The organism is Winslowiella arboricola (genome assembly GCF_025527015.1).
GTDB classification, from domain to species: domain Bacteria; phylum Pseudomonadota; class Gammaproteobacteria; order Enterobacterales; family Enterobacteriaceae; genus Erwinia; species Erwinia arboricola.
The window spans coordinates 13,483-34,179 of the sequence record NZ_JAODIM010000029.1 but is presented as its reverse complement, the minus strand read 5'-3'; the positions used below and the strand labels follow the sequence as shown (position 1 = coordinate 34,179).

Genomic DNA, 20,697 nt, shown 5'->3' with positions numbered 1-20,697 from the left:
GCTTAGTGATGCGATTGCTGTTCTGAATGTCCCTGTTCAATCTCTTCTTTGTGTTTACTAAAGCGGCGACGTACCACCACGAAGAACACCGGAACGAAGAAGATTGCCAGCACGGTCGCCGTGACCATCCCGCCCATTACGCCTGTACCTACGGCGTTCTGAGAACCGGAACCGGCGCCAGTACTGATGGTCAGTGGCAATACCCCGAGGATAAAGGCCAGAGAGGTCATCAGAATCGGACGTAAACGCATACGTACCGCTTCGAGAGTCGATTCGACCAGTCCTTTGCCCTCTTTTTCCATCAGATCTTTGGCGAATTCGACGATTAATATCGCGTTCTTCGCCGACAAGCCAATGGTTGTCAGCAGGCCCACCACAAAGTAGACGTCATTGTTCAGACCACGCAGGGTGGTGAACAACAGCGCACCGATCACACCCAGCGGCACCACCAGCATAACCGCGAACGGAATCGACCAGCTCTCATACAATGCCGCCAGACAGAGGAACACCACTATCAGCGAGATGGCATACAGGGCAGGGGCCTGGTTACCGGACAGGCGTTCCTGATAGGACATTCCGGTCCAGTCGTAGCCGATGCCGGTTGGCAACTGCCCCGCCAGATTTTCCATCAGGTCCATTGCAGCGCCGGAACTTTTGCCCGGTGCGGCCTGGCCGAGAATCTCCATCGATGGCAAACCGTTATAGCGTTCCAGACGTGGTGAACCATATTCCCATTTCGCCGATGCAAAGGCGTTAAACGAGACCATGCCGCCACTGCTGTTACGCACGTACCAGTTATTGATATCACTTGGCAACATACGGTAAGGCGCATCACCCATTACGTAAACTTTCTTCACACGACCACGGTCGATAAAGTCGTTGACGTAAGTCCCGCCCCAGGAAGCACGCAGCGTGGTATTGATATCAGAAATTGAGACGCCCAGCGCTTCCGCTTTTTCCTGATCAATATCCAGTTTGTACTGCGGCGTATCTTCCAGGCCATTTGGACGCACACCCACCAGCGTATCGCTGTGCTGTGCAATCAGACCAAACAGCTGGTTACGTGCCTGCGTCAGCTTCTCGTGACCCAGGTTAGCCTGGTCGATCAGCTGGAAGTCAAAGCCGGTGGCAGTACCCAGTTCAACAATCGCTGGCAGGTTAAACGGAATCACCATCGCATCTTTGATGACCGACAGCGCACCCATGGCACGTGCGGTAATCGCCGGAACTTTGCTCTCGGTACCCGGACGCTCATCCCATGGTTTCAGACTGACGAAGGCGATACCGGTGTTCTGACCACGACCGGCAAAACCGAAGCCGTTAACGGTAAACACTGAGCTGACCGTCTCTTTCTCTTTGGTCAGATAGTAATCCGTCACCTGGTCGAGCACTTTCTGCGTACGTTCTTGCGTCGCGCCAGCAGGCAGCTGCGCCATGGTCAGGAAGACACCCTGATCCTCTTCCGGCAGGAACGAGCTGGGTAAGCGCAGGAACAGAAACGCCATACCCACCACAATCAGCAGATAGATAATCAGGTAGCGACCGGTACTGCGAATGATATGGCCCACACTGTCGGTATAGTGATGGGTGCTCTTATCAAACATACGGTTAAACCAGCCGAAGAAACCGGTAGTTTTGCCGTGATCGCCTTTCTTGATCGGCTTCAGCATGGTGGCGCAGAGCGCCGGAGTCAGCACCAGTGCCACAATCACCGACAGAACCATCGCGGAGACGATGGTGATTGAGAACTGACGATAGATTACCCCGGTAGAACCACCGAAGAACGCCATCGGAATAAATACCGCTGACAGCACCAGTGCGATACCCACCAATGCGCCCTGGATTTGATCCATCGATTTGCGCGTGGCTTCTTTGGGCGGTAGCCCATCTTCCGCCATCACACGCTCGACGTTCTCCACCACCACGATGGCGTCATCCACCAATAGCCCGATGGCGAGCACCAGCCCGAACATCGTCAGGGTATTTATCGAATAGCCAAAGGCGCTGATAATGGCAAAGGTACCTAACAACACCACCGGCACCGCGATCGTTGGGATCAGGGTGGCGCGGAAGTTTTGCAGGAACAGATACATTACCAGGAACACCAGCACGATCGCTTCAACGAGGGTTTTCACCACTTCGAAGATGGAGATTTTAACGAACGGCGTGGTGTCATACGGATAAACGACTTTCAGACCCGCAGGGAAGAACGGTTCCAGTTTTGCCAGCTCCGCTTTTACCGCTGCGGCGGTGTCCAGCGCGTTAGCGCCGGTTGCCAGTTTAATCCCCAGACCGGATGCCGGCTGGCCATTGTAACGGGCAACAATCTCGTAGTTTTCCCCACCCAGTTCAATTTTCGCCACATCGTGCAGGCGGACCTGCGAACCATCCGCGTTGACCTTCAGCAAAATTTTGCCGAACTCATCGTTGGAGGTAAGACGTGTCTGCGCAATAATTGAGGCGTTCAGCTGCTGGCCTTTCACCGGTGGCGTACCACCAAGCTGACCGGCTGCGACCTGGGCGTTCTGATTGGTAATCGCGGTGATCACATCCACCGGCGTCAGCTGATAGTTATTCAGCTTATGCGGATCCATCCAGATACGCATCGCGTACTGGGCGCCAAACAGCTGGGTATCGCCGACACCGCTGACGCGGCTGATCGGATCTTTGATATTCGAGCCAACATAGTCCGCAATATCATTCTGCGTCATGCTGCCGGTATCATTGATAAAACCGGCCACCATCAGGAAGCTGCTGGAGGATTTCTGAACTTTAATCCCCTGTTGCTGAACTTCCTGAGGCAGTAACGGCATCGCCAGCTGCAGTTTGTTCTGCACCTGAACCTGCGCGATATCCGGATCGGTACCCGATTCAAAGGTAATGGTCAGCGTCACGGTACCAGAGGAGTCACTGCTGGAACTCATGTACATCTGGCCATCGATACCATTCATATTCTGTTCGATGACCTGCGTGACGGAGTCCTGCAAGGTTTTCGCATCAGCACCCGGGTAAGTCGCGGTGATCTCAATCGCCGGTGGAGCAACGTTAGGATATTGCTCGATCGGCAGTTTAAGAATCGACAGCGCACCCGCCAGCATAATAATGATGGCGATAACCCAGGCAAAAATGGGGCGATCGATAAAGAACTTAGCCATGTATCAGCGGCTCCTGTTTATGACTTGGTTTGTTCAGCCGACGCATCTTGTTTCTTTGCGTCGTCTGCACTTACTTCCTGCGGAGTCACCTGAGCGCCAGGTTTCGCACGCTGAATACCGGTAACGATAACTTTATCGCCATCCTTCAGACCTGCTGAAACCAGCCACTTATCACCAATCGCCTGTTCAGCGGTCAGCTTGCGCACTTCCACTTTATTATCCTGACCAATCACCATCGCGGTCGCTTCACCGGTTGGCGTACGGGTCACAGCCTGTTGCGGAACCAGCAGCGCAGTCGGGTTGGTGCCTTCATCCAGACGGGCACGAACAAACATCCCTGGCAGCAAACGCTGATCCGGATTCGGGAACATGGCTCGCAGGGTAATGGAGCCGGTGGTTTCATCCACGGTGACATCAGAGAATTCTAATGTTCCGGTGCGGGCATAGGCGCTACCATCCTGCATTAACAGTGTGACGCTGGCTTTGCCGTCATCCTGTTTCAGTTTGCCTGACTCCAGTTCCTGACGCAGACGCAGAAATTCATCGCTGGATTGCGTAACGTCAACATAGATCGGGTCAAGTTGCTGCACGGTGGCGAGGGCGGTGGTTTGCGCGCTCTGCACTAAAGCACCTTCAGTGACCGACGATTTCCCAATACGTCCGCTGATCGGTGAAGTGACTTTAGTGTAGGCGAGGTTAATCCGCGCCGTTTCGACATTCGCTTTCGCTGCCTGTACCGCTGCTGCGGTCTGGCTGGCGGTGGCGATGGCCTGGTCATAATCCTGCTGGCTGATATATTTAGTGCCCAGCAGCGGTTTATAACGTTTGACGGTTACCGCGGCGATCTGCGCGTTAGCGTTAGCCTGAGCCAGATCACCTTTGGCGCTGTCGTAAGCCGCCTGGTAAGTGGCCGGGTCGATCTGATACAGGGATTCCCCTGCTTTGATATCGCTTCCCTCAACGAAATTCCGCTTCAAAATAATGCCCGAAACTTGTGGGCGCACTTCTGCAACGCGGAAGGAAGAGGTTCTGCCCGGTAGCTCGGTGGTCATTTTAAGTGGCGCGCTTTTTAAGGTGACAATGCCAACCTCAGGTGCTTGTTGCTGGCCGGCTTCCTGGGATTTATTTTCATCACATCCTGTTAGCACTAAGCTGCCTGATAGCATCAGGACGGCCGCCAGAGGCGTTAACCCTCTGTTTTTGTTCATAAATAAACCTCGAGTTTCCGATATCGATTGTTCAATGGATCACAAACCGTTAAACCCATTGCTGCGTTTAAATTATGGTCGTGCTATGTTACATACATTCGCAAATGTATGTAAATCTACCCTTTTGTAAAAAACACCCTTATGGCACGAAAAACCAAACAGCAAGCCCTTGAAACGCGGAATCAAATTATTGATGCAGCGATAACCCGGTTTTCTGAAGATGGTGTCTCCGCGACATCACTGGCGGACATTGCTCAAGCCGCAGGTGTGACGCGTGGTGCGATTTACTGGCATTTCAAAAATAAAGCTGACTTGCTGAACGAGATTTGGTCACAGTCTGAGTCCGGAATGGACGACTTAGAGACTGAGTATCAAATAAAATACCCTGACGATCCACTTTCCGTTATGCGTGCGATGCTTAACTATGTATTTGAGTCCACGGCGCGCGACCAGCGGAGAAGGTCACTTATGGAAATTATTTTCCATAAGTGTGAGTTTGTCGGTGAAATGACCACTCTGCAAATGATGCAGCAAAATTTATATCTTGAGTGTTACGAAAAAATTGAAGAAGTCCTGCGTAGTTGCATTGAGCGGGAACAATTACCCGCTGAACTCAATACCCGTCGCGCGGCGGTGATAATGCGCGGTTATGTCAGCGGAATCATGGAAAACTGGCTGTTTATGCCTGACAGCTTCGATTTGGCGGCCGACGCGCCGCTATTAGTAGAAACCCTGATCGATATGCTGATGAACAGCCCGACGCTACGTCAGTCCTGAGTCGCCAGTTTTTTTTCAAAATCCCGCTTAACAATCGCCAGCGCCGCCAGCACCGTTTGCGGCGCCAGCCGATTCTCTTCCAGCAGCATAATCAAATCTACCGCCAGTTTGACCTCATCGGGGGCGTTCTCTAGTGACATCGCGCGACTCCATTAAATGGGTGATTATAAACGTAGTATCTTCGCCACCAGCAGCATCACCAGCGCGCCCAGCAGCGCCAGCAACAGTGCGCGCGGTTCAATGGTGGCCAGCGTTCCCCAGCTGAAATAGCTGCTGATATAGCCGCCGACCAGCGCGCCGACCAGCGCCAGCACCAGAGTGGGAATCGATCCCCCCTGACGGCCCGGGAAAAACTTGCGTACCAGTAAACCGGCGATTAAGCCGATAACAATCCAGGAGAGAAGTCCCATTCTGTTGCTCCGCGGTGAAAATTGCCTGTCCAGTATAGCCCGCCATCCACTGAAGTGGCAGCCGCGTGCCGCTTACTGCTGCTCCTCGCGCCGGGCGATCTCCTGCTCGATCTCTTTTAAGGCCGCGCGGCAGCGCTGCACGCGCGCTTCCAGCGCCTCCAGCTCCTGCTGCATTTTTTGCTGCTGGATCAGTGTCTCCTGCTGGCCGAGCAGGCTTTCACGCTCGGCAATCATCTGCAGCAGACGGCGTTCAAACTCCTGGTGATCGGCCAGCTTCTGATAGATCGTCGCGGCGCGTTTGCTGCCGCCACCTTCCTGATCGCGCAACGGCAGGGTGGCGATCTCACGCTGCAGCGCGCCGATTTGCAGCACCACGCGTTCCGCCAGCCAGGCGAGGCGCTCGGTGTGACTGTCGTCAACGGCGTGCCGCAGTTGCAGCAGGGTTTCGCGGATTTCCAGCAGATAGTCGCCAAGGCGCAGACTCTGACAATGAAACAGCTGGTTATCAAAGCGCGCCCGGCGGGCACGCCTGCCAGCCAGCGGCGCAACACGCTTTGCCAGCTGTTCCACGCGGCTGTCCAGCTGTTGCAGTAATAGCGAGCTTCTCATTTTGCTTCTCCGGTGCTGTGTTAAAGTAGCCACAGCATGATTAATTCAGGTCGCACTATGCAGCGCATATTATTATTAGTTGTCGGTTGGCTGGCGATTGCCCTTGGCACACTGGGCGTGGTTCTGCCGCTGTTGCCCACCACGCCGTTTATTCTGCTGGCGGCCTGGTGTTTTGCACGCTCGTCGCCGCGCTTTCACCACTGGTTACTTTACCGCTCATGGTTTGGTAGTTACATTCGCCACTGGCAACAGCATCGTGCTTTACCGCCCAAAGCCAAAGGGCGGGCGATACTTTTTATCATTATCACTTTCGCCGTCTCGCTATGGCTGGTAAAAATACTCTGGTTACGTATTCTACTGGCATGCATGCTCTGTGTACTGGTGATCTTTATGTTGCGCCTGCCGGTAGTTGAGAAAGAACAACAAAACCGCTGATTTCCCGCTTCAAGGTTGCATTTGCCAGACACTTTGCTTAGATTTGGTCGTTTTCGTGCGCGGCTTCCCTGATTTATCTCCTCCGTCTGCAGTTTTTGACTGTCAGTATGGAGTGAAGCTGCGTGAGTCAGATTCGTTTTTACCAGGCATAATATTATGACCGCGACTGCGCAGCAGCTTGAATTCCTTAAAGACAGTATCAAAAGCATCCCGGATTATCCAAAGCCGGGCATCCTGTTTCGTGACGTAACCAGCCTGCTGGAAGATCCGAAAGCGTATGCCACTGCCATTGAACTGTTAGTTGATCGCTATCGCAATAGTGGCATTACTAAAGTCGTGGGCACTGAAGCGCGCGGTTTTCTGTTTGGGGCGCCGGTTGCGCTGGCACTGGGCGTCGGTTTTGTCCCGGTGCGTAAGCCAGGCAAACTGCCGCGTAAAACCTTCAGCGAAAGCTATGAGTTAGAGTACGGCACCGACAGCCTCGAACTGCACTGTGACGCGATTGGCGCCGGTGATGTGGTGCTGGTGGTTGACGATCTGCTGGCGACCGGCGGCACCATCGAAGCCACGGTGAAACTGATCCGCCGTGCCGGTGGTGAAGTGAAAGACGCTGCTTTTGTGATCAACCTGTTCGACTTGACCGGTGAAGCGCGTCTGAAAGCGATGGGCGTTAACAGCTACAGCCTGGTTGCCTTTCCGGGTCATTGATTCCAGCCCGGGTTCTTCCAGATTCTCATATTCTTCAGCCTCGCCGTAAAGGTGGGGCTGTGTTAGCATTACCCTCTGTTTCACTGACAAATTCCGCGAATTAATGAGCTATCAGGTACTTGCCCGCAAGTGGCGTCCACAAGCGTTTACTGATGTTGTCGGTCAGGAGCATGTCCTGACAGCGCTGGCGAATGGCCTGTCGCTCGGCCGCATCCATCACGCTTATCTTTTTTCCGGCACCCGCGGTGTGGGAAAGACCACTATTGCGCGTTTGCTGGCGAAAGGACTGAATTGCGAAACCGGTATTACGGCGACGCCGTGCGGCCAGTGTGATAACTGCCGTGAAATTGAGCAGGGGCGCTTTGTCGATCTGATTGAGATCGATGCCGCCTCGCGCACCAAAGTTGAAGACACCCGTGACCTGCTGGACAACGTGCAGTACGCTCCGGCGCGCGGTCGTTTCAAAGTCTATCTGATTGACGAAGTGCATATGCTGTCGCGCCACAGCTTCAACGCCCTGTTGAAAACGCTGGAAGAGCCGCCATCACACGTCAAATTCCTGCTGGCAACCACCGATCCGCAAAAACTGCCGGTGACCATCTTGTCACGCTGTCTGCAATTCCATCTGAAAGCGCTGGATGTCGGACAGATCCGCGGCCAGCTGGAGCATGTGCTTAAAGAAGAGAATATCAGTGCGGAAACCCGTGCATTACAGCTGATGGCGCGCGCCGCCGACGGCAGTATGCGTGATGCGCTGAGTCTGACCGACCAGGCCATCGCGATGGGACAGGGGCAAATTACCACTGACACCGTTAACGCGATGCTTGGCACGCTGGATGATGAGCAGCCGCTGGCGCTAATCGAAGCGCTGGTCAATGCTGAAGGTCAGCAGGTGATGACGCTGCTGAACCAGGCGGCGTCGCGCGGCGTCGAGTGGGAAGCGCTGCTGGTTGAAATGCTGCGTTTGCTGCACCGTATCGCGATGGTGCAGCTGTTGCCGTCGGCGATGGGCGACGAGCAGGCGGCGACTGAACAGCGTCTGCGCGAACTGGCGCGAGTGCTGCCGCCGGCGGATGTTCAGCTCTATTACCAGACTTTACTGGTCGGGCGTAAAGAGCTGGCGCTGGCGCCGGATCGCCGTATGGGCGTCGAGATGACCCTGCTGCGCGCGCTGGCCTTTCATCCACGCCAGGTGATTGCCGAACCAGCCGCACGTCCGACGATGACGCCGCAGGCGCAGCCACAGCCGGAAGTCCCCGTCACGCCGCCGTCGCAACCCCCGGCAGCGCACAGTGCGCCGGAAGCGGCGGGCAATTTACCTGATGCTACCAGCCAGCTTCTGCAGGCGCGCACCCAACTGATGCGCCAGCAGGGAGCGACCAAACTAAAAAAGAGTGAGCCGGCGGCGCCAGGTGCGCGGCCGGCGAGTTCGGCACTGGAGCGGTTGGCTTCAGTTACCGAACGCGGTCAGAAGCGACAGCAAGCCGCTGTTGCCGAATCTGTCGCGGCGGTAAAAAAAGAGGCGTATCGCTGGACGGCGCAAAATCCGCAGGAAGTGAAGGCGGAAGTGGTGGCGACGCCGAAAGCGCTGCGTTCGGCGTTAGAGCATGAAAAGACGCCGGAACTGGCGGGCAAGCTGACGGAAGAGTCACAGCAGCGTGATGCCTGGGCGGCGGAAATCGCCGCCATGACCATTCCGAAACTGGTGCAGCAGCTGGCATTAAATGCGTGGAAAGAACAGACTGAGCAGGGTGTCTGTTTGCATTTACGCGCTGGTCAGCGACATCTTAACTCCCCTTCCGCGCAGAAGGTGCTGGCCGAAGCATTAAGTCAGGCGGCCGGACAGCCGGTTGAACTGACCATCGTCGAAGACGATAATCCGGCGGTGTTAACGCCGCTGGAGTGGCGACAGGCCATTTATGAAGAGAAGCTGGCGCAGGCGCGCCAGTCGATAATCGCGGATACTCATATTCAGACTCTGCGCCGGTTCTTTGATGCCGACCTGGATGAAGAGAGTATCCGCCCCGTTTGAACCGCCGCCTAAGCGTATCCGACGATTACGCGGCCTGAGCTGAGAGAGAAGACTATGTTTGGTAAAGCCGGTTTGGGCAACCTGATGAAGCAGGCCCAGCAAATGCAGGACAAAATGGCCCAGGTGCAGGAAGAGATTGCTGCAATGGAAGTGACCGGTGAGTCCGGCGCAGGTCTGGTTAAAGTCACCATCAACGGCGCGCATAACTGCCGTCGTGTGGAAGTCGATCCAAGCCTGTTGGAAGATGACAAAGATATGCTCGAAGACCTGGTTGCGGCGGCATTTAACGATGCGGCGCGCCGTGTGGCTGAAACGCAGAAAGAGAAAATGGCAGCAGTTTCCAGCGGTATGCAGTTGCCGCCGGGCTTTAAGATGCCGTTCTGATGCAAACCAGCCCACTCCTCGAAACATTGATGGAGTCGCTGCGCTGTTTACCCGGAGTCGGGCCTAAATCAGCGCAGCGCATGGCTTTTCAGCTGCTGCAGCGCGATCGCAGCGGCGGCATGCGTCTGGCGCAGGCGCTGACGCGGGCGATGTCCGAAATCGGTCACTGTAAGGATTGCCATACCTTTACCGAACAGGATATCTGCACCATCTGCGCCAATCCGCGACGTCAGCAGAATGGCCAGATTTGCGTGGTGGAGAGCCCGGCCGATATTCATGCCATTGAGCAGACCGGGCAGTTTGCCGGTCGCTACTTTGTGCTGATGGGCCATCTTTCGCCGCTGGACGGTATCGGCCCCAATGATATTGGGCTGGATCGTCTGGAGCAGCGTCTGGAACGTGAAACCATTGTCGAAGTGATCCTCGCTACCAACCCAACGGTAGAAGGGGAAGCCACTGCTAACTATATTGCTGAGCTGTGCGGGCAATATGGCGTCGACGCCAGTCGTATTGCCCATGGCGTGCCAATGGGCGGCGAGCTGGAAATGGTCGACGGTACCACCCTGTCGCACTCGCTGGCAGGACGTCAGAAGATTAAATTTTAAGCATTCACAGGTACGGTGTTTCCGTACCTGCTTGAAAAGTTTTTTTTCATCCCCATCTCCTCCTCATCATTCAATAAACCTGATTTGTTGAGGTATCAATGACCATGAAAGGACAAGAGACCCGTGGCTTCCAGTCAGAAGTGAAACAGCTTCTGCATCTGATGATCCATTCGCTCTATTCAAATAAAGAAATCTTCCTGCGCGAGCTTATTTCCAACGCCTCCGATGCGGCGGATAAGCTGCGTTTCCGCGCGCTCTCCACCCCTGAGCTGTATGAAGGTGATGGCGATCTGCGGGTACGGGTTTCGGTGAACAAGGAACAACGCACCATCACGCTTAGCGATAACGGTATCGGTATGCGCCGTGATGAAGTCATTGAAAACCTGGGCACCATTGCCAAATCCGGCACCAAATCCTTCCTCGAATCGCTGGGTTCCGACCAGGCGAAAGACAGTCAGCTGATTGGTCAGTTTGGCGTCGGTTTCTACTCCGCATTTATCGTTGCCGATAAAGTCTCGGTGCGCACCCGTGCCGCTGGTGCTGGCGCAGATGAAGGGGTTTACTGGGAATCAGCAGGCGAAGGCGATTACACCATTGCCGATATTGATAAAGCCGATCGCGGGACCGAAATTACTCTGCATCTGCGCGAAGGCGAAGATGAGTTCCTTGATGCCTGGCGCGTGCGCGGCATTATCGGCAAATACTCCGACCATATTGCATTGCCGGTCGAGATTGAGTCGCATAATGAAGAAGATGACACCACCCACTGGGAGAAAATTAACAAAGCCCAGGCGCTGTGGACGCGTAATAAGTCTGAGATCAGCGAAGACGAATACAAAGAGTTTTATAAGCATATCGCCCATGATTTTAGCGACCCGGCGGCCTGGAGCCACAACCGCGTTGAGGGCAAGCAGGAGTACACCAGCCTGCTGTATATTCCGGCGCAGGCACCGTTCGATATGTGGAACCGCGAGCATAAACATGGTCTGAAACTCTATGTGCAGCGCGTGTTTATTATGGATGACGCCGAGCAGTTTATGCCGAATTACCTGCGTTTCGTCCGTGGTCTGATCGACTCCAACGATCTGCCGCTAAACGTATCGCGTGAAATTCTGCAGGACAGCCGCATTACCCAGAGTCTGCGCAGCGCGTTAAGCAAGCGTGCGTTGCAGATGCTGGAGAAAATGGCGAAAGATGACGCAGAAAAATATCAGCAGTTCTGGCAGCAGTTTGGTCTGGTGCTGAAAGAAGGCCCGGCGGAAGATACCAGCAACGCGGAAACCATCGCTAAACTGCTGCGCTTTGCCTCTACCAGCAGCGAAGGCGCGACGCAGACCGTTTCGCTGGAAGATTACGTCAGCCGTATGGTGGAAGGTCAGGATAAGATCTACTACATCACCGCGGACAGCTACGCGGCGGCGAAAAGCAGCCCGCAGCTGGAAGTGTTCCGCAAGAAAGGCATCGAAGTGCTGCTGCTCTCCGATCGCATCGACGAGTGGATGATGAGCTATCTGACTGAGTTCGACGGTAAATCCTTCCAGTCGGCCAGCAAAGCGGATGACGCGTTAAGCAAACTGGCGGATGAAGAGAGCGACGAGCAGAAAGAAGCGGAGAAAGCGCTGGAGCCGTTTATCGAGCGGGTGAAGACGCTGCTTGGCGAGCGGGTGAAAGAAGTGCGTCTGACGCATCGCTTAACCGATACGCCAGCCATCGTCACTACCGAAGCTAACGATATGACCACCCAGATGGCGAAGCTGTTTGCCGCCGCGGGTCAGGCGGTGCCGGAAGTGAAGTATCTGTTTGAGATCAACCCGGATCACGCGCTGGTGAAACGCGCGGCGGATACTCAGGATGAAGCGCAGTTTGCCGAGTGGATCGAGCTGTTGCTGGAGCAGGCGCTGTTCGCCGAGCGCGGCACGCTGGAAGATCCTAACCAGTTTATTCGTCGTATGAATCAGCTGTTGATTGCCTGATAGTGGGCGGCGAGAACGCCGCCCCTGCACAAGACCGATGGCTATGGTAGGGGCGGCGTTTTCGCCGCCCTTTTTCATCTTATTCCCCGGCCGCCTCGGCTAATAACCATTGCCGAAACAGCGCAATCTCCTGCTCATCTTTTCTGGTCTGCTTGACCATCATCCAGGTCGCACGATCCATTGCCGCGAAGCCGACAGGCGCCACCAGCGTGCCTTCCTCCAGCTCTTTTTTCACCAGAATCTGCGGCGTAATCATCAGGCCGAGACCATTGCGCGCCGCCTGAATGCCCAGCGTCAGATTATCGAAATATCTGCCCGCCCAGAAATCACCGCGCGCGCCGGTTTTTTCCGCCCATTCCGCCCAGGCGTGGCGTTTGGTATCGGCATGCAGCAGCGGCAGGGTGGTGAAATCGGTGTCGTAACTCACTGGCTGCGCAAAATTTGCCGAGCAGACCGGGCCAATATAGTCGACGGTGATCAGTGTTGCGGCAATATCCTCGTGGGAAGACTGCTCATGGCTGAGGATCAGGATATCGGTCTGGTCGCCGCGTACTTTATCCACATCCATATGGGTCTGGAAGTTCAGTGTAATCGTCGGGTGGAGCTGGCTGAAGTCGCTGATACGCGGAATCAGCCATTGCGACAGAAAACTGGGGGCAGAAGAGACCGTCAGGCTGCTGTTATGACGCAGGCTTATTTTTTCACAGGTGGTTTCGATGTCGCTAAATGCCCGAGTGCAGGTCACTTTCAGGCGCTCACCATCCGCTGTCAGCTGTACCCGACCATTGGCGCGAATAAACAGCGGCTTACCCAGCCACTCTTCCAGCTGTTTAATCTGATGGCTGATGGCGCTGTGGGTCACGTTCAGTGACTGCGCCGCCAGACTGAAGCTGTTGTGCAGCGCCGCCTGCTGGAAATAGCGCAGGGCGCGCAGCGGAGGAAGGCCAGCCATAAATATTATCCCTGTGAGAAAAACTAACAGGAATTGTCTGTTTATATCATTTTAAAGTCCAGCCGCATTTTCATACTCTTAGCGACAGAAAATAGCGGTCAGCCCGGGTAACACTCTGTGCGCGCTGATTTTTCCGCCAGCACCAGGGAACCCGTGCATCAGTAACACTTCGCTAAACAAACATAAAAAAAATAACACCCTTCATCTGTGGCACTGCTTTATCAGCAAGAGTTAATCATTTCATGGAACCATCACAACAGCAGGTTAATGCGCTACGCAACGAACTGCGTCAGACCCTTTCCCGCCACTATAAGCTGGAAAATCACGACATCTTTTTTATGAAGTCGCTGCGTATTGCCCGGGTGATCTTATCCCATCAGTTTTACAAACAGGAAGTGGCGCGCTGTCATGCGCGCCAGGCCCTGCAACAACCGGTCAGTGAGCTATTGCAGCGCCCGGCGATGCAAATCGGTGAACCGGGTCATGTTACGCTGATCAGCCATGTCGATCCTTGCAGTGGTGAGGTTACCGATTTGCGCGGTTGCGCGGGTAAAGGGGTGGTGGATGGTTCACACAGCTTTGCGACGCTGCACCATGAAGAACTGGTGCGTGACAGTGCGATTTTTGTTGCACCGTTAAATCTGCATGCCGGGCTTTCACCTGCACTGACGATAATTGCCCTGCGTACTGCGGAATTCAGTACCCTGTTGCGCAGCGAGTTGCGCCTGTTTGAAGCGGCGACCTCCGTGGCGACGCCGCTGGAGAAGTCACTGGCAATTATCAATAATGGCTACTGGCAGCCTTTCAGAATGGCGCCGGTTGCCGTCACTCATGGCGCTGTTACATTATGCCGCTAGTCTGAAATACCGGCGGGCTTTCTGCCGGGTTCTGCGTGTTAACTCCCTGTAACTCATCCGCTTATCTGGATTTTCTTGCTGTGATGTAACCAGAATGTTGCGGTTGATTAACCGCCCGTTTTCTTGTGGATATCGGGGCTTAATGGTATGTTCTTGCCCTTATTCGTTAGATCAATGCGATTCGCAAGGGGATTTACGCAATGCGTATTATTCTGCTCGGCGCTCCGGGCGCAGGTAAAGGTACTCAGGCTCAGTTCATTATGGAGAAATACGGTATTCCGCAAATCTCCACCGGTGATATGTTACGTGCCGCAGTCAAAGCAGGCAGTGAGCTGGGTAAACAAGCCAAAGAAATTATGGATGCTGGCAAACTGGTAACCGATGAACTGGTCATTGCGCTGGTAAAAGAGCGAATTGCGCAAGAAGATTGCCGCAATGGTTTTCTGTTAGACGGCTTCCCGCGCACCATCCCACAAGCTGATGCGATGAAAGAAGCGGGCATCAAAGTCGATAACGTGCTGGAGTTCGCGGTTCCCGACGAACTGATTGTTGATCGTATCGTCGGACGTCGTGTGCATGCGCCATCAGGCCGTGTTTACCACGTCACCTATAACCCGCCGAAAGAAGAAGGTAAAGACGACGTGACCGGCGAAGAGCTGACCACGCGTAAAGACGATCAGGAAGAGACCGTGCGTAAGCGCCTGGTGGAATACCATCAGATGACCGCGCCGCTGATTGCTTACTACAGCAAAGAAGCCGCAGCCGGTAACACCGCGTACCATAAAATTGACGGCACGCGTAAAGTGTCTGAAGTCAGCGCCGAGCTGGCAAAAATCCTCGGTTAATCGCTTTTCGGGCCAGGTTTAACCTGGCCCTGTTACAGCAATCGGTTTATCCCCCGCATTTTTTCGCTACAATCATTCTCGTTTTCATTTAGACCCCTTTTATGCCAATCAAAGGAATAACAATGAGGCAAGATAAGCCCGGCGTATTGCTGGTGAATTTAGGGACGCCTGATGCGCCCACCACACCAGCGGTAAAACGTTATCTGAAACAATTTCTCAGCGATCCACGGGTGGTGGACACCCCGCGTTGGTTGTGGTGGCCGATCCTGAATGGCGCGATCCTGCCGATCCGCTCACCGCGCGTGGCAAAATTGTATGCTTCAGTATGGATGGACGAAGGTTCACCACTGCTGGTGTACAGCCAGCGTCAGCGTAATGCCCTGGCGGCCCGGCTTGATATGCCGGTTGAACTGGGGATGAGTTACGGTAATCCCAGCCTGAAAAGCGCGACAGACAGCCTGATGGCGCAGGGCGTAACCCGCCTGATTGTGTTGCCGCTCTATCCACAATTCTCCTGCTCGACAGTGGCGGCGGTATGGGATGGCTTAACCAGCGTATTCGCGGGCTATCGCTCGCTGCCGGATGTGCAGTTTATTCGCGATTACGCCGAACATCCGGCATACATTGCCGCGCTGAAGGCCTCGGTTGAGCGCTCTTTCGCAGTGCATGGCAAGCCCGATCTGCTGGTAATGTCGTTCCACGGTATTCCGCAACGCTTCGCCGATGAAGGTGATGATTATCCACAGCGCTGCCACGATACCTGCGCAGCACTGACGGCGGCACTGGGGCTGGCTGCGGGCGATGTAATGCTCACCTTCCAGTCGCGCTTTGGCCGCGAGCCGTGGCTGACGCCTTATACCGATGAGACGCTGAAAAGTTTGCCGGCCAAAGGTGTGAAGCATATTCAGATTATGAGCCCTGGCTTCTCCGCTGACTGCCTTGAAACCCTTGAGGAGATCAGTGAGCAGAACCGCGAATTCTTTATGCATGCCGGTGGCCGCAAATTTGAATATATTCCGGCGCTGAATGATGATGCCGGACATATTGAGATGATGGTGGAACTGGTTAACCGCCAGCGCTGACCGTGAGGGCCGTGAATATGATACTATTTACGGCCTGAATTCTTCCGAAGCTATCGATCATGAAATTTCCCGGCAAACGCAAATCTAAACACTACTTCCCCGTCAGCGCCCGCGATCCGTTACTGCAAACCCAACTCCCGCCGGAAAACGTCAGCAGCTGGGTGGTGGGTATCGATCAGACGCTGGTGGATATTGAAGCCAAAGTGGATGATGCGTTTGTGGCGCGCTATGGCCTGAGCGCGGGCCATTCGCTGGTGATTGATGATGATGTGGCGGAAGCGCTGTACAGCGAACTGATGCGTGACCAGCTGATCAGCCATCAGTTTGCAGGCGGCACCATTGGTAATACGCTGCACAACTACTCGGTACTGGCGGATGACCGCTCCGTACTACTCGGCGTGATGTGCAACAATGTGCAGATTGGCGGCTACGCCTATCGTTATCTGTGCAATACCTCCAGCCGTACCGATCTTAACTATCTGCAAGGCGTTGATGGCGCCATTGGCCGCTGTTTTACGCTGATTGGCGATAACGGTGAGCGTACTTTCGCCATCAGTCCGGGCATGATGAATCAGCTGCGTGAAGAGAGTATCCCTGAAGCGGTGATTGCCGGTGCGTCGGCGCTGGTACTGACTTCCTATCTGGTGCGCTGTAAGCCGGGCGAGCCGATGCCGCAGGCGACGATGAAAGCCATTGAACTGGCGAAAAAACACAATGTACCGGTGGTACTGACGCTGGGCACCAAATATGTGATTGCCGATAATCCGCAGTTCTGGCGCGACTTCCTGCGCGATCATGTATCGATTGTGGCGATGAATGAAGATGAAGCGCAGGAGCTGACCGGTTTTAGCGATCCGCTGCAGGCGGCCGATAAGGCACTGGATTGGGTCGATTTGGTACTGTGTACCGCCGGGCCAAATGGTCTGTATATGGCCGGTTTTACCGAGGATGAAGGCAAGCGTAAGACCAACCATCCGCTGCTGCCAGGGGTGATCCCGGAGTTTAACCTGTACGAATTCAGCCGCGCCATGCGTCATCAGGATTGTCAGCAGCCGCTGCGTATTTTCTCGCATATCGCCCCTTATATGGGCGGGCCGGAGAAAATTATGAATACCAATGGCGCCGGTGATGGCGCGCTGGCGGCGCTGCTGCATGATATTACCGCCAATAACTACCATCGCAGCAATGTGCCGAACTCCAGCAAGCATGGGCGCAGCTATCTGACTTATTCATCACTGGCGCAGGTGTGCAAGTATGCCAACCGCGTCAGCTATCAGGTGTTAAACCAGCATTCGCCGCGTTTAACCCGGGGTCTGCCAGAGCGTGAAGACAGTCTGGAAGAGGCATACTGGGAAAGGTAGATTACGGCAGGTGCAAACCATCGACAGGGGCGGCGAGAACGCCACCCCTGTCGAGTTGTAGGGGAGGCGTTTTCGCCTCCCGGCTATGACTAAATCGGACACTCCTGCGGCTGCGGATCTTTTTCCAGCTCCAGCTGCAACATATTCAGCATGCTATTGGCAATTTCACGTTCGCCCATCACCACGCGATCGGCGCCACGCTCCATAATATATTCCACTTCATCGTCGTAGTGCGCGCGGGCAATAATTTCAATATTAGGTCGCTTCTCGCGCGCCGCTGTCACGATCTCACCTGCCTCGTAACCGTTGGGGATGGTCAGCAACAGCCAGCGTGCGCAATCGAGACGTGCCAGTTCCATGGTATCGGCACGCGCGGCATTGCCCAGCACCGCTTTGATGCCTTGCTCACGCAGCGCTTCAACGCGGGGACGTGAGTTTTCCACCACCACAATCGGCACTCCGGCGGCAATTAAACGCGAACCGAGCAGACTGCCAACGCGACCATAGCCGACCACCAGCGCATGATTACAGAGATCGACCGGGATCTGCTTCTCTTCTTCAATCGCCTCTTCCATGGTCTGCTCTTCGATCGTCTCGGTTTTCTCCAGATAACGTTCCAGCAGCGTAAACAGAATCGGGTTCAGCATAATCGACAGAATCGCCGCCGCCAGCACCAGATTGCGCCCTTCATCGGAGAGAATACCGAGGGAAATACCCAGTCCGGCCAGAATAAAGGCGAATTCACCGATTTGCGCCAGACTGACGGAAATGGTCAGCGCGGTACGGCGTGAATGGCCGAACAGCGTCACCAGCAAGTAAGCGGCGATGGATTTACCCAGCACGATAATCGCCAGCGCGCCAAGCACCGCCAGCGGTTCCTGCACCAGGATCATCGGGTCAAACAGCATGCCGACCGAAACAAAAAACAGCACGGCAAAAGCGTCACGCAGCGGCAGCGTATCGTGGGCAGCACGATGGCTGAGCTCCGACTCGTTCAGCACCATACCGGCAAAGAAGGCGCCAAGTGCAAAGGAGACATCGAAGAACTCAACAGCACCAAAGGCGATGCCCAGCGCCAGCGCTAATACCGAAAGGGTAAACAGCTCACGCGAACCGGTGGCGGCGCTTTTCGCCAGAATCCACGGCACCACGCGGCGGCCGACCACCATCATCAGCACCATAAACGCCACCACTTTACCGATGGTCCACACCATATCCCAGGCGAGCATCGAGAAACTGGCGTTGCCTTCTTCCAGCATACCGGCAATCGCTGGCAGCAGGACCAGCGTCAGCACCATCACCAGGTCTTCTACAATTAACCAGCCAATTGCAATCTGTCCGCGCTGGCTGTCAATCAACTGACGCTCTTCCAGCGCACGCAACAGCACCACGGTACTGGCGGTGGAGAGACAGAGACCAAACACTAAACCGGTAATCAGCGACCAGCCCATTGCCCACGACAGCAGCATACCCAGCAGTGTAGCGACGGCAATCTGCGCAATGGCGCCGGGGATAGCAATGGATTTAACCGACATCAAATCTTTCAGGGAGAAGTGCAAACCGACACCGAACATCAACAGGATTACGCCGAGTTCAGCCAGTTCCGGGGCGAGGTTCGTATCTGCCACAAAACCGGGGGTGAAAGGGCCAGCTAAGACGCCAGCTAACAGATAACCCACTAAAGGTGAGATGCGTAGCCGGTTAGCCAGCATGCCAAAGAGGAAGGCGAGAACAAGGCCTCCGACAATTGTCGTGATAAGCGGCGTAGTGTGATGCATGCCTGTCTCCTTGTATCCCTCTTCGTATCTGACATTGCAGCGACTTTGAGGGTAAGCAAATGTGTCCGGTTGTAAGTATTCAGTTTATGGCAAATTTCTGGTGCGCGCTTGTCAATAATGGTGATAAGTGCAAAAAATATGAAAATGGCGCCGACTTCGGCAGATGAGCGGGATTTCTCCCACTCATCATAAAACGGACGGTATTTTATCGCAGAAAGGTGCGGCACGATTCGCAAATATCCGCCGCATAAAGGGGCTATTTGTGCCGATTATCCGGCAGGAAAGCGGTAAGAATGCCGAGAAGCGGCAGGTAAGCACAGATTTGATAGACCAACTCAATGCTGGTGCGATCCGCCACCAGGCCTAAAATTGCTGCGCCGATGCCACCCATGCCAAAAGCAAAGCCGAAAAACAGCCCCGAAACCATGCCAATGCGGCCCGGCATCAGCTCCTGCGCATACACCAGAATCGCGGAGAACGCCGAGGCGAGGATCAGGCCGATAATCACACTCAGTACCCCGGTCCACGCCAGTGAGGCATAGGGCAGCAGCAGGGTAAAGGGCGCAACACCAAGGATCGATCCCCAGATAACATACTTACGGCCAATCTTATCGCCCAGCGGCCCGCCAATCACCGTACCGGCGGCGACGGCAAACAGAAAGGCAAACAGATGCAACTGCGCATCCTGTACCGACAGGCCAAACTTATGGATTAAATAAAAGGTGTAATAGCTGCTGAGGCTGGTGAGATAAAAATATTTGGAAAATATCAGCAGCAATAAAATAGCGATCGCCAGCGCCACCTTGTTGCGTGGCAGCGGGTTTTTCACCTCTGCCGTCGGGCCGCTTTTCGCCACGCGATGCTGAGTCTGATACCAGCGGCTGATTTGCAGCAATACCACAATCGCCAGTAGCGCCGCGAGGGTAAACCAGGCCACATTACCTTTACCGTAAGGCGCAATAATGATCGCCGCCAGCAACGGGCCAAGCGAGCTGCCGAGATTGCCGCCGACCTGGAACAGTGACTGCGCCAGACCGTGACGCCCCCCGGATGCCATACGTGCCACGCGCGAGGATTCAGGATGGAATACGGAAGATCCGGTGCCTACCAGCGCGGCGGCCAGCAGAATCAGCGGGAAACTTTGCGCTACCGCCAGCAGCAGCAGACCAGAAAGGGTAAAACCCATGCCAATCGGCAGTGACCATGGCTGTGGATGTTTATCGGTATAGTGGCCGATAAGCGGTTGCAGCAGTGAGGCGGTGACCTGGAAGGTCAGGGTGATCAAACCGATCTGCACAAAGCTAAGGGATAACTCGCTGCGCAGTAGCGGGTAGATCGCCAGGATCAACGACTGAATCATATCATTTAACAGATGCGCCAGGCTGATTGCGCCCAGCACGCCGAAAGCGGTACGCCGTGGCGCCGCCGGAGATGCAGAGAGGGTTTGTTCGCTTGCCATTAATTAACCTGAATATTGAGTATTGTTATGGCGCCGGACAATAGCGCAGGGGTTATTCAAACGGGTT

The 20,697-nt window shown here is 54.8% G+C and carries 19 protein-coding genes and 1 other annotated feature; of the genes, 11 read left to right on the top strand and 8 right to left on the bottom strand.

The annotated features are described in order from the left end of the window. Positions 1-2 precede the first annotated feature (2 nt). Entirely contained in the window at positions 3-3,155 is a 3,153-nt protein-coding gene (acrB, locus tag N5923_RS00520) for a multidrug efflux RND transporter permease subunit AcrB (protein ID WP_267145185.1), read from the bottom strand. Between the two features lie 17 nt (positions 3,156-3,172). Next, positions 3,173-4,363 (bottom strand): efflux RND transporter periplasmic adaptor subunit, encoded by a 1,191-nt coding sequence (locus tag N5923_RS00515; protein ID WP_267141406.1) that lies wholly within the window; start codon positions 4,361-4,363, stop codon positions 3,173-3,175. 141 nt (positions 4,364-4,504) lie between these two features. Here N5923_RS00515 and acrR point away from each other — a divergent pair, with 141 nt between their 5' ends. Continuing rightward, positions 4,505-5,140, top strand: a complete 636-nt coding sequence (gene acrR, locus N5923_RS00510; protein ID WP_267141405.1) for a multidrug efflux transporter transcriptional repressor AcrR — start codon at positions 4,505-4,507, stop codon at positions 5,138-5,140. On the opposite strand, the gene rsmS is transcribed toward acrR, so the two are convergent. The 3 genes from rsmS to priC all read right to left on the bottom strand — a co-directional run bounded on the left by rsmS (position 5,131) and on the right by priC (position 6,159). Further along, the gene (gene rsmS, locus N5923_RS00505) at positions 5,131-5,280 is read right to left on the bottom strand and encodes a pleiotropic regulatory protein RsmS (protein WP_267141404.1); all 150 of its coding nucleotides are present in this window, start codon (positions 5,278-5,280) and stop codon (positions 5,131-5,133) included. The genes acrR and rsmS overlap by 10 nt on opposite strands. Positions 5,281-5,304: 24 nt before the next feature. Continuing rightward, positions 5,305-5,550, bottom strand: coding sequence for a GlsB/YeaQ/YmgE family stress response membrane protein (locus N5923_RS00500; protein ID WP_267141403.1), 246 nt, complete (start codon positions 5,548-5,550; stop codon positions 5,305-5,307). Positions 5,551-5,622: 72 nt separating this feature from the next. Continuing rightward, positions 5,623-6,159 (bottom strand): primosomal replication protein, encoded by a 537-nt coding sequence (gene priC / locus N5923_RS00495; RefSeq protein WP_267141402.1) that lies wholly within the window; start codon positions 6,157-6,159, stop codon positions 5,623-5,625. Positions 6,160-6,216: 57 nt separating this feature from the next. Here priC and N5923_RS00490 point away from each other — a divergent pair, with 57 nt between their 5' ends. The 6 genes from N5923_RS00490 to htpG all read left to right on the top strand — a co-directional run bounded on the left by N5923_RS00490 (position 6,217) and on the right by htpG (position 12,296). After that, entirely contained in the window at positions 6,217-6,594 is a 378-nt protein-coding gene (locus tag N5923_RS00490; RefSeq protein ID WP_267141401.1) for a DUF454 family protein, read from the top strand. A 156-nt stretch (positions 6,595-6,750) separates the two neighbouring features. After that, positions 6,751-7,302 (top strand): adenine phosphoribosyltransferase, encoded by a 552-nt coding sequence (gene apt, locus N5923_RS00485; protein WP_017800971.1) that lies wholly within the window; start codon positions 6,751-6,753, stop codon positions 7,300-7,302. Between the two features lie 103 nt (positions 7,303-7,405). Continuing rightward, on the top strand, positions 7,406-9,334 hold the full coding sequence (dnaX, locus tag N5923_RS00480; protein WP_267141400.1) for a DNA polymerase III subunit gamma/tau: 1,929 nt from the start codon (positions 7,406-7,408) through the stop codon (positions 9,332-9,334). After that, positions 8,670-8,731 (top strand) — a sequence feature (DnaX frameshifting element). It overlaps the preceding gene by 62 nt. Positions 9,335-9,388: 54 nt before the next feature. Beyond that, complete coding sequence (locus N5923_RS00475; RefSeq protein WP_017799391.1) at positions 9,389-9,718, top strand: YbaB/EbfC family nucleoid-associated protein; 330 nt, start codon at positions 9,389-9,391, stop codon at positions 9,716-9,718. Beyond that, positions 9,718-10,323, top strand: a complete 606-nt coding sequence (gene recR / locus N5923_RS00470; protein ID WP_026111470.1) for a recombination mediator RecR — start codon at positions 9,718-9,720, stop codon at positions 10,321-10,323. Before N5923_RS00475 ends, recR begins: the two co-directional genes overlap by 1 nt. 104 nt (positions 10,324-10,427) lie before the next feature. Continuing rightward, a complete protein-coding gene (htpG, locus tag N5923_RS00465) occupies positions 10,428-12,296 on the top strand; it encodes a molecular chaperone HtpG (protein ID WP_267141399.1) in 1,869 nt (622 codons plus the stop codon). Positions 12,297-12,375: 79 nt separating this feature from the next. Here the strand turns inward: htpG and N5923_RS00460 are convergent, their stop codons facing one another. Beyond that, positions 12,376-13,248, bottom strand: a complete 873-nt coding sequence (locus N5923_RS00460) for a LysR substrate-binding domain-containing protein (protein ID WP_267141398.1) — start codon at positions 13,246-13,248, stop codon at positions 12,376-12,378. Between the two features lie 242 nt (positions 13,249-13,490). Between N5923_RS00460 and N5923_RS00455 the strand changes: the two genes are divergently transcribed. From N5923_RS00455 to N5923_RS00440, 4 genes are all read left to right on the top strand, one after another. Continuing rightward, entirely contained in the window at positions 13,491-14,105 is a 615-nt protein-coding gene (locus N5923_RS00455; protein ID WP_267141397.1) for a DUF6024 family protein, read from the top strand. A gap of 200 nt (positions 14,106-14,305) precedes the next feature. Next, positions 14,306-14,950 carry an adenylate kinase gene (gene adk, locus N5923_RS00450; protein WP_267141396.1) on the top strand — a complete coding sequence of 215 codons (645 nt, stop codon included), beginning with the start codon at positions 14,306-14,308 and terminating at the stop codon, positions 14,948-14,950. Positions 14,951-15,072: 122 nt separating this feature from the next. Further along, a complete protein-coding gene (gene hemH / locus N5923_RS00445) occupies positions 15,073-16,032 on the top strand; it encodes a ferrochelatase (protein ID WP_267141395.1) in 960 nt (319 codons plus the stop codon). A gap of 59 nt (positions 16,033-16,091) precedes the next feature. Continuing rightward, a complete protein-coding gene (locus N5923_RS00440; RefSeq protein WP_267141394.1) occupies positions 16,092-17,393 on the top strand; it encodes an inosine/guanosine kinase in 1,302 nt (433 codons plus the stop codon). 89 nt (positions 17,394-17,482) lie between these two features. Here the strand turns inward: N5923_RS00440 and ybaL are convergent, their stop codons facing one another. Together ybaL and N5923_RS00430 are read right to left on the bottom strand one after the other, a co-directional pair. Then, the gene (ybaL, locus tag N5923_RS00435; protein ID WP_267141393.1) at positions 17,483-19,171 is read right to left on the bottom strand and encodes a YbaL family putative K(+) efflux transporter; all 1,689 of its coding nucleotides are present in this window, start codon (positions 19,169-19,171) and stop codon (positions 17,483-17,485) included. A 256-nt stretch (positions 19,172-19,427) separates the two neighbouring features. Further along, entirely contained in the window at positions 19,428-20,630 is a 1,203-nt protein-coding gene (locus N5923_RS00430) for an MFS transporter (RefSeq protein ID WP_267141392.1), read from the bottom strand. Positions 20,631-20,697 lie beyond the last annotated feature (67 nt).